The organism is Achromobacter veterisilvae (genome assembly GCF_900496975.1).
GTDB lineage: Bacteria > Pseudomonadota > Gammaproteobacteria > Burkholderiales > Burkholderiaceae_B > Achromobacter > Achromobacter veterisilvae.
Map to the genome: position 1 here is coordinate 193,823 of NZ_UFQC01000004.1, position 11,104 is coordinate 204,926.

22 protein-coding genes are annotated in these 11,104 nt (G+C 66.0%); 11 read left to right on the forward strand and 11 right to left on the reverse strand.

The window, feature by feature from the left end; translation table 11 throughout:
• From AVE30378_RS05180 to AVE30378_RS05225, 10 genes are all read right to left on the reverse strand, one after another.
• The gene (locus tag AVE30378_RS05180; protein WP_129239701.1) at positions 1–498 is read right to left on the reverse strand and encodes a hypothetical protein; all 498 of its coding nucleotides are present in this window, start codon (positions 496–498) and stop codon (positions 1–3) included.
• Complete coding sequence (locus AVE30378_RS05185; RefSeq protein ID WP_129239702.1) at positions 495–1,304, reverse strand: RuvC family protein; 810 nt, start codon at positions 1,302–1,304, stop codon at positions 495–497. The genes AVE30378_RS05180 and AVE30378_RS05185 overlap by 4 nt, the downstream gene beginning before the upstream one ends.
• The gene (locus AVE30378_RS05190) at positions 1,304–1,897 is read right to left on the reverse strand and encodes an endonuclease domain-containing protein (protein ID WP_129239703.1); all 594 of its coding nucleotides are present in this window, start codon (positions 1,895–1,897) and stop codon (positions 1,304–1,306) included. Before AVE30378_RS05190 ends, AVE30378_RS05185 begins: the two co-directional genes overlap by 1 nt.
• A complete protein-coding gene (locus AVE30378_RS05195; RefSeq protein ID WP_129239704.1) occupies positions 1,894–2,370 on the reverse strand; it encodes a hypothetical protein in 477 nt (158 codons plus the stop codon). Before AVE30378_RS05195 ends, AVE30378_RS05190 begins: the two co-directional genes overlap by 4 nt.
• Entirely contained in the window at positions 2,367–3,137 is a 771-nt protein-coding gene (locus AVE30378_RS05200) for a hypothetical protein (protein WP_129239705.1), read from the reverse strand. The genes AVE30378_RS05195 and AVE30378_RS05200 overlap by 4 nt, the downstream gene beginning before the upstream one ends.
• Positions 3,130–4,014 (reverse strand): helix-turn-helix domain-containing protein, encoded by an 885-nt coding sequence (locus tag AVE30378_RS05205; RefSeq protein ID WP_129239706.1) that lies wholly within the window; start codon positions 4,012–4,014, stop codon positions 3,130–3,132. The genes AVE30378_RS05200 and AVE30378_RS05205 overlap by 8 nt, the downstream gene beginning before the upstream one ends.
• Entirely contained in the window at positions 4,011–4,397 is a 387-nt protein-coding gene (locus AVE30378_RS05210) for a DUF1364 domain-containing protein (protein ID WP_244234966.1), read from the reverse strand. The genes AVE30378_RS05205 and AVE30378_RS05210 overlap by 4 nt, the downstream gene beginning before the upstream one ends.
• Before the next feature lie 92 nt (positions 4,398–4,489).
• Complete coding sequence (locus AVE30378_RS05215; protein ID WP_129239707.1) at positions 4,490–4,948, reverse strand: recombination protein NinB; 459 nt, start codon at positions 4,946–4,948, stop codon at positions 4,490–4,492.
• Positions 4,948–5,127 carry a hypothetical protein gene (locus AVE30378_RS05220; RefSeq protein WP_129239708.1) on the reverse strand — a complete coding sequence of 60 codons (180 nt, stop codon included), beginning with the start codon at positions 5,125–5,127 and terminating at the stop codon, positions 4,948–4,950. Before AVE30378_RS05220 ends, AVE30378_RS05215 begins: the two co-directional genes overlap by 1 nt.
• Positions 5,124–5,417, reverse strand: a complete 294-nt coding sequence (locus tag AVE30378_RS05225; RefSeq protein WP_244234967.1) for an XRE family transcriptional regulator — start codon at positions 5,415–5,417, stop codon at positions 5,124–5,126. Before AVE30378_RS05225 ends, AVE30378_RS05220 begins: the two co-directional genes overlap by 4 nt.
• A gap of 177 nt (positions 5,418–5,594) precedes the next feature.
• Between AVE30378_RS05225 and AVE30378_RS32535 the strand changes: the two genes are divergently transcribed.
• Positions 5,595–5,759 (forward strand): hypothetical protein, encoded by a 165-nt coding sequence (locus tag AVE30378_RS32535; RefSeq protein ID WP_165360093.1) that lies wholly within the window; start codon positions 5,595–5,597, stop codon positions 5,757–5,759.
• A 115-nt stretch (positions 5,760–5,874) separates the two neighbouring features.
• On the forward strand, positions 5,875–6,069 hold the full coding sequence (locus tag AVE30378_RS05230; protein WP_125283734.1) for a hypothetical protein: 195 nt from the start codon (positions 5,875–5,877) through the stop codon (positions 6,067–6,069).
• Positions 6,070–6,194: 125 nt separating this feature from the next.
• Here the strand turns inward: AVE30378_RS05230 and AVE30378_RS05235 are convergent, their stop codons facing one another.
• A complete protein-coding gene (locus AVE30378_RS05235; RefSeq protein ID WP_129239710.1) occupies positions 6,195–6,380 on the reverse strand; it encodes a ClpX C4-type zinc finger protein in 186 nt (61 codons plus the stop codon).
• 267 nt (positions 6,381–6,647) lie between these two features.
• On the opposite strand from AVE30378_RS05235, the gene AVE30378_RS05245 reads away from it, so the two are divergent.
• The 9 genes from AVE30378_RS05245 to ssb all read left to right on the forward strand — a co-directional run bounded on the left by AVE30378_RS05245 (position 6,648) and on the right by ssb (position 11,103).
• The gene (locus AVE30378_RS05245; RefSeq protein ID WP_129239712.1) at positions 6,648–7,010 is read left to right on the forward strand and encodes a helix-turn-helix domain-containing protein; all 363 of its coding nucleotides are present in this window, start codon (positions 6,648–6,650) and stop codon (positions 7,008–7,010) included.
• A 175-nt stretch (positions 7,011–7,185) separates the two neighbouring features.
• Positions 7,186–8,061 carry a YdhT family protein gene (locus tag AVE30378_RS05250; RefSeq protein WP_129239713.1) on the forward strand — a complete coding sequence of 292 codons (876 nt, stop codon included), beginning with the start codon at positions 7,186–7,188 and terminating at the stop codon, positions 8,059–8,061.
• Positions 8,062–8,103: 42 nt separating this feature from the next.
• Positions 8,104–8,403, forward strand: a complete 300-nt coding sequence (locus AVE30378_RS05255) for a hypothetical protein (protein ID WP_129239714.1) — start codon at positions 8,104–8,106, stop codon at positions 8,401–8,403.
• Between the two features lie 2 nt (positions 8,404–8,405).
• On the forward strand, positions 8,406–8,768 hold the full coding sequence (locus AVE30378_RS05260) for a hypothetical protein (protein ID WP_129239715.1): 363 nt from the start codon (positions 8,406–8,408) through the stop codon (positions 8,766–8,768).
• A gap of 94 nt (positions 8,769–8,862) precedes the next feature.
• Complete coding sequence (locus tag AVE30378_RS05265) at positions 8,863–9,102, forward strand: hypothetical protein (RefSeq protein WP_129239716.1); 240 nt, start codon at positions 8,863–8,865, stop codon at positions 9,100–9,102.
• On the forward strand, positions 9,099–9,395 hold the full coding sequence (locus tag AVE30378_RS05270; RefSeq protein ID WP_129239717.1) for a hypothetical protein: 297 nt from the start codon (positions 9,099–9,101) through the stop codon (positions 9,393–9,395). The genes AVE30378_RS05265 and AVE30378_RS05270 overlap by 4 nt, the downstream gene beginning before the upstream one ends.
• Positions 9,392–9,565 (forward strand): hypothetical protein, encoded by a 174-nt coding sequence (locus AVE30378_RS32540; RefSeq protein ID WP_165360094.1) that lies wholly within the window; start codon positions 9,392–9,394, stop codon positions 9,563–9,565. The genes AVE30378_RS05270 and AVE30378_RS32540 overlap by 4 nt, the downstream gene beginning before the upstream one ends.
• Positions 9,566–9,661: 96 nt before the next feature.
• Complete coding sequence (locus AVE30378_RS05275) at positions 9,662–10,600, forward strand: ATP-binding protein (protein WP_129239718.1); 939 nt, start codon at positions 9,662–9,664, stop codon at positions 10,598–10,600.
• A complete protein-coding gene (gene ssb, locus AVE30378_RS05280; protein WP_129239719.1) occupies positions 10,600–11,103 on the forward strand; it encodes a single-stranded DNA-binding protein in 504 nt (167 codons plus the stop codon). The genes AVE30378_RS05275 and ssb overlap by 1 nt, the downstream gene beginning before the upstream one ends.
• Position 11,104 lies beyond the last annotated feature (1 nt).

Here is an 11,104-nt window from a genome sequence, read left to right on the forward strand (position 1 = left end):
TCAAGTCCCGGGCAATGTGATGAGACGCGACTGGACCAGGCCGGCGCGCTCCATGGCAAAGCGCATGGCCGGCGGCAACGTCAGCGCCCGCGGCGCCACTTTGGTGCCAGGGACGACCATGACCGGCCCGGCGTAGGGCTGCTCGGGCTCAGCCGGCTTCGGCGCGAGGTGCGCGGCGACACGGCCGGCCAGCGACGCTTTCAACCAGCGCTCATATGCCGCTGTGGGCGTCTCGCCGCGGCGCTCAACTCCCTCGCCGGTGCACAGCCACAGGCCCAACTCGGCCTTGCGCAGGCGCGGCCGGATGCGCTGGGCGGGCTGCTTCTTCTGCCGCGCCGTCTTCGGGATCTCGCCGGCTTTCTCCCGGTGACGGCGCACCAGTTGCGCGATGCGAGTGGGCGTCACGCCGTATTCGCGCGACAGGTCGGAGGTGCCCTCTCCGTCCAAGCGCCGGCGGACGATTTCCGCGTTGCGTGCGGTCTGCTCGTGAGTGGTCATGCTGCCCTCTCCTGCGCCACGGCGTCGGCCTTGCGCGTTCGCTTGGGCTTGGTCCGCGGTGCAGCCCATTCCCCTTGCTCCCTGGCGATGGCCAGATGCAGGATCGCCAGCGCGTCGGCGTTGTTGTCGTCCAGCACGCGGTAGCCCCGTGCCTTGGCCTGCGTGACCATTGCATCCTTCTTGGCTACGCCGGAGCCGGTCCAGTGCTTCTTGATCTGCCCCACACCCAGGGGAACCAGGGTGATGCAATGCTGGTCGGCCACCATCTCCAGCATGGCGCGAAAGCCACCGTAGGCATGCGCTGCCAGCACCTGGCCCGAGCCGTGGCGCTTAACGTCCTCGAATGCGATCTGCGTGATGTTGTGATGCATGATCGTGGCCGATAGCCACGCCCGGAAGCGCTGCCATTTCTGGCCGGGCGCCCAGCTCGCGCGCGGCGTGAAATCCTCGGTGCCGTGCAGCAGCGCGGCGTCCCGCCGGCGCAGCGCCCAGCCCGTCTTGGCCCCCAGGTCCAGAGCCAGAATGTTGATGTTCAGGCCCACCGAGGGCGCCACCCCAGAGCCAGCATTGGCGCGGCTTTCCGGGATGATCATGCTGCTTTGGGCGCCATCCCGCGCCCAGGGGTCGGCGGCGTCCGTGTTAATTTTTTCGAGGCCAGATGTGGGCCGGCCCGGCGCGCGCGCGTAGCTGTCCGGGGCGCAGACGAGGCACCCGTCGCAGCCGCGGGCCTGGCACTGCATCGCCGTCCTGGCCAGCGTGCCAGCCATCGGGTCGTAGGGGTCGGTGAGGTTCGGTGAAGCGTTCATCAGATGGTTTCCTTGGCGGGGAAGTGGCGGGCCAGTTGGTCGATCACCGGCAGCATGGTCTTGGCGCGCGCGTCGTGGAGAACCTGCTGGCGGTCGTCCAGGTGCATGTCGTCGTAGCCGGGCGGCAGTTCCACGTCACGCAGGCACTTCCAGCCGGGCACCCGGTACACCGTCCAGCCGAGGGCGGCCAGCTTGCGGTCGCGCGCGGCGTCTTTGCGGGCGTCATGGAACTGCGCGCCGTCGCATTCCAGGGCCACCTTGGAGATGGGATTGCCGAAGTCGACGAAGAAGCCAGCCACCGGCAGCTGCGGCCACATGGACAGGCCGGCGCGGCGGATGTGATACCAGGCCTCCTGCTCGATCGGCGAAAAGATCAGCACCCAGTCGCCGACGGAATACTGGTTTTCGCCATCCCAGCTTTCCAGGCCGGCGTCGACTCGGACCTGGAATTGCCGGTAGGCGCGGCGGATGCGAGAGAACATCTCGCCCAGGTTGGCGGACCAGGTGGCCTGCTGCAGCGGGTAACGCTGCGACATGCGGCGGTGGTCAAAAAATGCCGGCATGTCCTCGGCGACGTGAACGGGCTCTTTCATGCGTCGGTTTCCTCGGGTTGGGTCTGTTCCAGCCAGGTGCTGCCCTGGCCGGCGCGTTTCGGGGTGCCCATGTGTTCCTGGGGCTGGCGGCACTCGTCGCCCAGCACGCGGAGCATGTGGACGCCCAGGTGGTAGGCGGTTACGCCGCGCACGCTGGGCACCTTCTCCAGCAGGTCGGCGCGGCCCAGGGCTTTGATGCGATCGCGCACCTTGCTGGTGACGGTGTCGCCCTTGGGACGGCTGACCAGCCAGTAGGCGGCGGTGAACAGGGCCTTGCGGTTCTGGGCGCGCGCGCTGATGTCGTCGAACTCGGACCGCGGCGCGCCGAAGTGCAGGCGGCAGTGCCAATCCTTGCCACCCTGGGTGCTGGCGCTCATCGTGCCCGGCAGGCAGCAGCCGAAGGCAGCGCAGACGCCATAGCCCCCGCTTTCGTTGCCGCCCACGGCGGCGCTGGCTTCGGCGTAGCTGCTCATGCTCGGGCCCCTTGCTGGTGCTGGGCGACCTTGGCCGCCGTCTCGGCCTTCAGGACGTCGAGGCGGTCACGCTCGGTCTGGCTGGCCGCTTCGGCTTCGCGGCGGCACTTCTCAGACGGCGTGATGGCCTTGGCCAGCATCTGGTGCAGCTTGCGGATGTTCTCGGCCGCGACCGCATCGTCGGGGATGCCGGACTCGGCCGCCGGCGGCGGCAACAGGCCGGCCACGTGCGGCGCGGGCAGTTGGCCCAGATCAACGGCGTGCTGCAAGACGGCCTCGCGCTGCGTGAGGTCATGTCCCAGGGACGCCACCCAGCGCACCGGGCGCAGTTCCTTGCGAGCCTGCGTCAGCAGCCGGCCGTACGCCGCTTTGAACGCCATGCGGGCGCCGACCTCATCACCGCGGGCCAGCACCGGCCGCGCAGCGGTGAGCGCTTGGCTGATCTCGTCGGTCCAGACTACCGTGACCGCTTCGTCATCGGCACGCATTGCGATGGCCCATGCCTCGTCTGCGTCGGGCCGGCCGTCGTTGGCCGCAGCGCCCTCGATCTGCGCGACGATGTGCGCGGGCTGCACCATGGTCTTGAACCGGCCTTCCACCGGGTCGATCAAGTGGGCTTGGATGGCCTTCTCGACGATGTGCAGCGGATACCGGCGCACCGCATCGAAGAACAGCAGCTTGGCGCGGTCGCTCAGCACGGGCAGTTGCCGAAGCGCGGCAACGTCGTCCAGCAGCGCCATGAACGCGTCGAAATCGTCGTCAGACATCGATGATCTCCTGCTGATTGCGGCGCGCCAGCAACATGCGCTTGGCCTGCGCGTTGATGGCGGATGCGTCCGCCGGGGGCAAACCGGAACCGGGGCGAGTGTTGACGACCGGCACCTTGGCCCAATTCGCACGGATGGCGTTCATCAGAGCTTCGTCCCAGTCGACGTAGGCATAGCCGCGCGCCTTGGCGCTGCCGATGAAGTGCTCGAGGTGGCGGTCCAGATGCGTGTGGCCCTTTTCGGCCGCCCATCGGCGGACACGTTCGGAGAGTCCGAAGCCGTCCGGCAGCTTGGTCTTGCGTTGGGCCTTTTCGGAAGGGGCTCGCGCAGGCGCGCGATTACCTGTTCCTATACCTGTTCCTAATACCTGTTCTACCTGTTCTGTAGGGAAAACTGGTACTGCTTCGGGTGGATTTTGGGACTGCTTCCCGGAAAAACTGGTACTGCTTCCGGAAAAATTGGGACTGCTTCCACCATCCGAAGGTGTCCCAGTTTCGGGACCGCTTAGGGGTTCCAGTTTTGGGACTGCTTCAACGCTGGAAGCAGTCCCGGATTTGGTACCGCTTCTGACCCTCGAAGCAGTACCAGTTTTGGTATCGCTTGTCGGCTCGGAAAGTTCGTAGACCGTGACCGATTTGGTCATGCCGGCGCGGTCGCCGGTGTCGCGCAGTGCGCCGCATTCGACCAGGCGGATGAGGTTGGCGAGGATCGTCTTGCGGTCTTGCCCGGTGTCACGGGCCAACTGCGTGACGGACGGATAGGCCGTCCAGGGTCGCTGATCCTTGTGCGCATAGTGCGCCATCACCGTCAGGATTTGCTTTGCCGGTGCGTGGCTGATGGGCTGGCTCAGCGCCCATTCGACGGCCTGGTGGCTCATGCCGCCTCCTGCAGCTTGCTGGCGCGCACGGGCAGCCAGCAGTTGTATGCCCACTCCCACGTGGCGCGCTTGATGTCGCGGTCAATCCCACTCTGGTCGTACAGCGCGTGGCAGAAATGGCACGCTGGAACGCTGAAGCGGTCAGGAACCTTCAGGCCCATGCCCTTCCCTTCGTTCTGGTGGGCTGGCACGACCGTAGGGTCGCCCTCGTAGCTCTTGCAGCCGGCGAAGTTCAGGTAGCAGCATTCGCCGCGGCACGCGGCCAGGTACTTGGGTTCGTGGCCGGCGCGCTTCTTCGGCGCGCGGCGCTTGATGGGGGACCTCGACAGGGGTGTCGAGCCCTTCGGCATCGGGGTCTTGCGGGTCAGCGGTGTGGATCTCATAAGGGCAGTCTGGCGCGGGAGGGGTGTCGAAATCTCGACTTTTTGCATTCGCCCACTGTCCCGCAGACCGGTAGTCGGAATCCCGTCTTTTTTCATGGCCGGCCCCCTTGCGTACGGAACTCGACGCCCAGTTCAGCGCCGGCGGCTTCCACCTGGGTCAGGTATTGGGCCATGCCCTTGACGGTCAGCATGGTGGTGCTGCCCACCAGCGCACGGTCACCGCGCGGGGTGATCTGCCACTTCACGTAGCCGTCCAGGCAAAGCTCGGGGTCGAACTGTTCGGGCAGGTATTCACGCTTGAAATGCTCGTGCCAGGCCTCGGCGGTGAAGCGCTTGCCGCCCACCCAGGCCTGTTCGGCAATGTCAGCCAGCGGCCCGACCCACATAAGCGCGTTCTGGCTCATCTTGCGCGGCTTGACGCGCTCGCGTACGACGACCTCGATAGGGTTCTCCGGATCCAGCGGCAAATTGCGCAGGAAGGCCTGGGCGGCGTCGTGTTGGCTGAAGCTCAACAACAAGAACGTCTTGGGGTTCAAGAGACGTTGGCGCATCAATGCCTCGTCGAGAAGGCTGTGTGGCGGCCAATCACCAGGAAGGCCTCACGCAGTTGGGGGTTCAAGTCTTCGCGCAGCATCATTTCCTCGTAGGCCTTGGCGCGGTCCCAGTTGTGCAGGCGTAGCGCTTCCTCGAAGGCGCGCTTGGTGATGGCCAGGGCTTCGTCATAGCTCATGCGGCCCTCTGGGCGATGACTTCTTCCATGATCGTCAGCCGGCCCAGGTGGTTCAGGTACTGGCGGATGCCATGGTTACCCACGGCTTCCTCGAATGCGTCGATGCAGTCGGCCGGAAGGTCCAGCCGCGGGCGCTTCTTGGCATCCAGAGGCTCGGGGTGCAGGTAGCTGCTCACGTGCGGCGCGTACAGGCCGCATTCCTCGGCTAGGCTGCGCTGGGTCATGTTGGGCCGCGCCCGGTGTTCCCAGGCGAGGCGCACGGCCTCGCGGAAGGTCTTGCAAGCCGCCACAGCAGATAGCGGCAGGAATCGCTTTCCGGCGGGCGCCGGGAACGTACTGGCGCCATAGACAACTGCGGAATGGGTGTGCACTTCGCTTCCTTTAGGAAAAAATCATCGGGTTACAACGTGAGTTACAGCGTGGACTCGGGCAAAAATTTTTCGTACCGACAACGTGATACGAACGAAATGACCGAAACCGAAAAGCTGCTGCAACACGCCCAGGACATCGCCCGCCGGACCTTCGTGGATCCGAGCGAGGCCGCGGTGCTGGCCATCTTCGAAGAGTTGCGCATCGAGCGCGACCGCATGGCCTGGGCCACCGATGGGCGCGACAGCGCGGCGGTGCACTGAGCCATGGCGGCCCGAAACTGGCGAGAACCCCTTCCTGCGGCTACGATCGGCGTTGCCCGGGTTGCCCGGGCGTGGGTACCAACCACTACCAACTTTCCCCACAGGAGGGGTTCTCATGACGACGGTGACGAAGTTCTTCGAGGACAACATCAAACGCCTCGGCTCGGCAGATCGCGATCCACTCGCGTGGAACCTGAATTGCGGGCTGTTTGCCCTCGCGAAGCAGATGGACGAGATCGAACAGCGCCAGCGCGCGACAGAACGTGCGCTTCAAGATCTCGCCGCCCAGATTCGAGTTCAGACGCGGTAAACAGGTGCGCCCCAGGGTTGCAGCGCAGCTCTTCCTTCAGCACCGCTGCCACCCTGGGCCCGTCTCTCCGCTGTTGCAGCTTGAGCGCCGGACGTATCAACGCCAGCAGGAAGCGCGCGTATAGCTCACGCATGGCTCGGCTCCTGCTGGGCCGACTGTGCGGGGAGCGCCATCAGGGCCTTCGATGCGCAGTCTCGGCAGATGTGATGGGTTGCCTCTGCGCCCAAGGGCTTGGCCGAGAACAGGGAGACCTCCCACTGGTGGCGGCCGCAGAAGTCGCAGACCCACGCGGCAACAGGTTTGAGGCTCATCTACGCCGCCTCCTGCTTCGCTGCAGCGGGAAAGGCCTCAGGCCTAATGGCCTGCAGGTACATCCGGCGCGCAGACGGGATTCCCTCTTTGCGCCAGTCAGACACCGAGGGCGGCTTCACCCTGCACAGGCGGGCGACGGCTACGGTTCCACCAAGCGCGTCGATGATTTCGGAGTCGGGGTGTTTGGTATCCATGGCCAATATTTAGCCATAGCTAAGATAACAATGCAAGCCATGGCTAACATTTACACAATTAGCATTAGCTAAATGAGCACACTCTCTGAACGCCTCTCTGAGGCCATGGCAGAAGCCGGCGTGACCGCCGCCGATCTCGCACGCGCCACGGGCACCAAGGCTCCGTCCGTCCATAAATGGGTACACGGCCAGACCAAGAATATTCGCGGTGCCAACCTTGTTGCAGCAGCCCAACTTCTCAACGTCAACGAAGCGTGGCTCGCGGATGGGCATGGTCCCAAGACGCGTAATGCTGCGCCGGACTTGTGGCCTTTTCCCACCATCAGCGCATCAGAGTTCGCGCAGCTCTCCCAGGCAGATAAAGACGACATCGTTGCGCTCATCGAAACGAAGATCTCTCGGCTCCGGAAAAACGCTTCGCCGCGATCGGCGTAGCAACGGTCTAGCCCCACCACGGTTCGTTTAGCAAACGACCTCCAGCGTTTAGCGCAAAGCTAAGTGCTGCTCCTTGTTGTTACAAAATAGTTAGCCATGGCTATTGATTGATAGTTAGCTTTGGCTAATAATCCTCCCCACACCTCCCCACCCCGGGGAGAACTGGGAGAAGCCCGTGACCGAGAAGACCGTCAGTACCGAACTGACCATCACCATGCGCAAGCTGCGCAAGTGGCAGGCCTGCGACGATGGCCGCCAGTGGTTCGAATCCAAGTTTCCGCAGGGCGCCGCGTACTCCGCCGTGCAGCAGGCCCTGCGCACCGACAACCGCTTCGATGATTCGCGCTGGCTGACGGATCGCGTGTTCGCCTCGCTGCTGACCGACCCGGCCGGCGTGACGCAGGCCGCGGCGGACGACGCGAAAGCCGAAATTGCTGCGCTGGCCGAAGCGACGAACCCCGAGAAGGTGCAGAAGGACGCGCCGGCCGATGTCGGCACCGCCGACGAGGCGGGCGACTCCGCCCGGATCGGCAGCAGCGGCGACTACGCCCGGATCGGCAGCAGCGGCGACTCCGCCCAGATCGGCAGCAGCGGCTACTCCGCCCAGATCGGCAGCAGCGGCGACTACGCCCAGATCGGCAGCAGCGGCGACTACGCCCAGATCGGCAGCAGCGGCAACTCCGCCCGGATCGGCAGCAGCGGCGACTCCGCCCAGATCGGCAGCAGCGGCGACTACGCCCGGATCGGCAGCAGCGGCAACTCCGCCCGGATCGGCAGCAGCGGCGACTACGCCCAGATCGGCAGCAGCGGCAACTCCGCCCAGATCAACGCGACTGGCCGCAACGCCGCGGTTGCCTGCGTGGGCCGCGAATCCATCGCGCGCGCCGGTGAAGGCGGCTTCATCGCGCTGACCTGGCACGACGAAGAGGCCGACCGACCGCGCATCACGGTGGGCTACGTGGGCGAGACCATCGACGCCGACACCTGGTACGGCGTGGATGCGTCGGGCCGGTTCGTCAAGGTCGACGCGCCCGACTCGGCCGACGAGTAATCCTTCCCCACCCGCCCCGGGTGCCGGGGCAAGGAGACAACCATGGACTATCCCGGTGAATACCAGACGCAGGCCGACATCCAGGCCAACCAGCGTCAGCGGCAGTGGGCGCGCGAAGCGCTCAAGCCCGCGGGCCCGAACGCGACGGAGGCCGAAGTGCTGCGCGAGATGCGCGCGCTGGGCGGCAACTTCGTTCAGCACCTGATGAACCTGTGGGACGCCGCGGACGATGAGAACCGCGAAATCATCCGCAAGGCGTGGCCGCACACGTTCCGCGAGTACGCCACCAAGGTGCACTACAGCAAGTTGGCCGTCGAGGCCGACCGCATGGGGAGGAACTGACCATGGGTGCCTATCACGCCGAACTGATGGACGACCTGCTGCAGGTCGCGCCGCCCTACTCCCTGCCGCACGAGCCGGACGAAGACGCGCCGACCGTGACGAAGGCGCAGGCCGTGGCCGCCGTGGTGGCGTGCCTGTCGAACGAAGCGCCGACGGCCTACGGGCTGACGGCGGCCGACTGGGCCGAACACCTGATGAACGAGCTGGCCGACAACCCGGCGGCGGTGCTGCTGGTGCTGCTGATCGGCTCGAGCGTGCCGAGCGTGGGCGAGTTCCTGGCCGGCCACCTGGGCAACTGCATCGAGGGCGTGGCCAACCGTCGGCTGGCCGAGATGGACCCGGACGAAGCGGAGCAATACCTGTGACCGCCCTCCTTCAATTCATAGCCGGCGGCCTGGCCGCGGCGTACCTGATTGGCCTGGCTGGCGATGCCGCGATGGCCCTGCACCGGAGAAATGCATGAACAAGATCAACGACGGCGGCCCGGCCTTCCCCAACGTGCCCGAAGGCGCTGGCTCCAGGTGGGCCGACTGGGACACCGGCATGACCCTGCGCGACTACTTCGCGGCGAAGGCCCTTTCCGGTCTGGCTGGTCGGAAGTTTCACAAGGGCGACCGTGAGGACGGATACGCGGAATGGGCGGCCGCCATGGCCTATGAGTTTGCCGACGCCATGCTGGCCGCGCGAGGTGCCCAATGACCACTTACCACCTCGTCAAGGGCATTGATCTGGAAGGTCCGGCCGGCTGCACGGTAGTCGCGGCGCTTCTCATCGAGTTCACGCATCACAAGGCCGAGCCCGACGTGGGCGCGCCCGAGCATCTGACCATCGAAAACATCGACGTCCTGATTGGTGCCGTAACCCACGAATTCAACGGCGATTACAGCGATGCCGACCTGGTCGCGGACTGCTGGCAGCACCTGGCCGATGAGAAGGAGCGCATCGAATGCGAGCGCGCCGACATGCAGCGCGATGAGCGAGGTGCCCAATGATCCGCCGCCTCCTGCGCGACCGCGACAACCGCGTTGCCGCCTACGTGGTGGCCGGCCTGCTGACCGCGCTGATCTTCGGCTATGGCGAGCGCCAGCAGACCGACGCCAAGTCCAACCCCTACCCCACCTGCGAAGGCTGCGGCAAGACCGCTGTGGCCGCCAAGGAATAGCGCCATGGACCCGGACGACGAAGACGCCGCGCTGGCGCACCAACAGCAGCAAGAGCAGCAGCAATCCGAAGCACCACCCCCTGAAAGGAAATGACCATGAAGTTCGAAAAAGCCGTGAGAAAGAAGGCCAAGCTACGGCTGGCACTGACCGGCCCCAGCGGCTCCGGCAAGACCCTGTCGGCCCTGCTGCTCGCCAAGGGCATCGGCGCCGCCATCGCCGTCCTGGACTCGGAACGCGACAGCGCGAGCCTGTACGCCGAGCCGATCAGCCTGCCGGGCGGTGTGGTGATCGAGCCGCCCGAGTTCGATTCGCTCAGCCTGGGCGCGCCGTACACGCCCGAGCGCTACATCGAGGCCATCCGCGCCGCGGAACAGGCCGGCTACGGCACGCTCATCATCGACAGCATCACGCACGAATGGAGCGGCGTGGGCGGCTGCCTGGAGCTGGTCGACGAGATCGCCCGAGCCAAATACAAGGGCAATAGCTGGTCCGCGTGGAACGACGTCACGCCGCGCCACCGCGCGCTGCTGGACGCCATCCTGCAGAGTCCGATGCACATCATCGTCACCCTGCGCAGCAAGACCGAGACGGCCCAGCAGGAGGGTCAGAACGGCCGCAAGACCGTGGTCAAGCTGGGCATGAAGGCCGAACAGCGCGACGGCTTCGAATACGAGATGACCGTGGTGCTGGACCTCACCCACGACGGCCATTTCGCCATGGCCACGAAGGACCGCACCGGCCTGATGATGGGCCGCGATCCCTTCGTCATCGACGAATCGGTTGGCACCAGCCTGCTGGCTTGGCTCGAATCGGGCGCCTTCGTCCCGCCGCCCCAAACCGGCATGACCGAGGACGCACTGGCCGCCCACCTGGCCGCTCTGGATGACGCCACCACCATGGCGGAACTGGTCGACGCCTGGAATGCCGCCCAGAAGGCCGCGCGCACCGCCAACGACGGCGCTGCGCTCGAACAACTCACCCGGCGCAAGGAAGGCCGCAAGGCCGCCCTGGCGCCTGCGCAGGAGGCCGCGTAATGGCATCGGTCAACAAAGTGATCCTGGTGGGCAATCTGGGCCGCGACCCGGACGTGCGCTACAGCCCCGACGGCGCTGCCGTCTGCAACGTATCCCTGGCCACGACGTCGAGCTGGAAGGACAAGACCAGCGGCCAGAAGCGCGAAGAAACCGAATGGCACCGCGTGTTCATGTACGGCCGACTGGCCGAGATCGCCGGCGAGTACCTGGCGAAGGGGCGCGCGGTCTACATCGAAGGCCGCCTGAAGACCCGCAAGTGGCAGGACAAGGACACCGGCGCTGACCGCTACAGCACCGAAATCGTGGCCGACCAGATGCAGATGCTGGGCGGCCGCGAAGACGGCGGCAGCGGCGGTGGCGGTTACAACGACGCCCCGGCGCGCCAGCCGCAGCAGCGCGCCCCGGCACAGCGCCCGGCGCCACAGCAGCGTCCCGCGTCCCAGCCAGCGCCCGCCGCCGGCCGGTCAGACCTGGACGATATGGACGACGACATTCCCTTCTGAC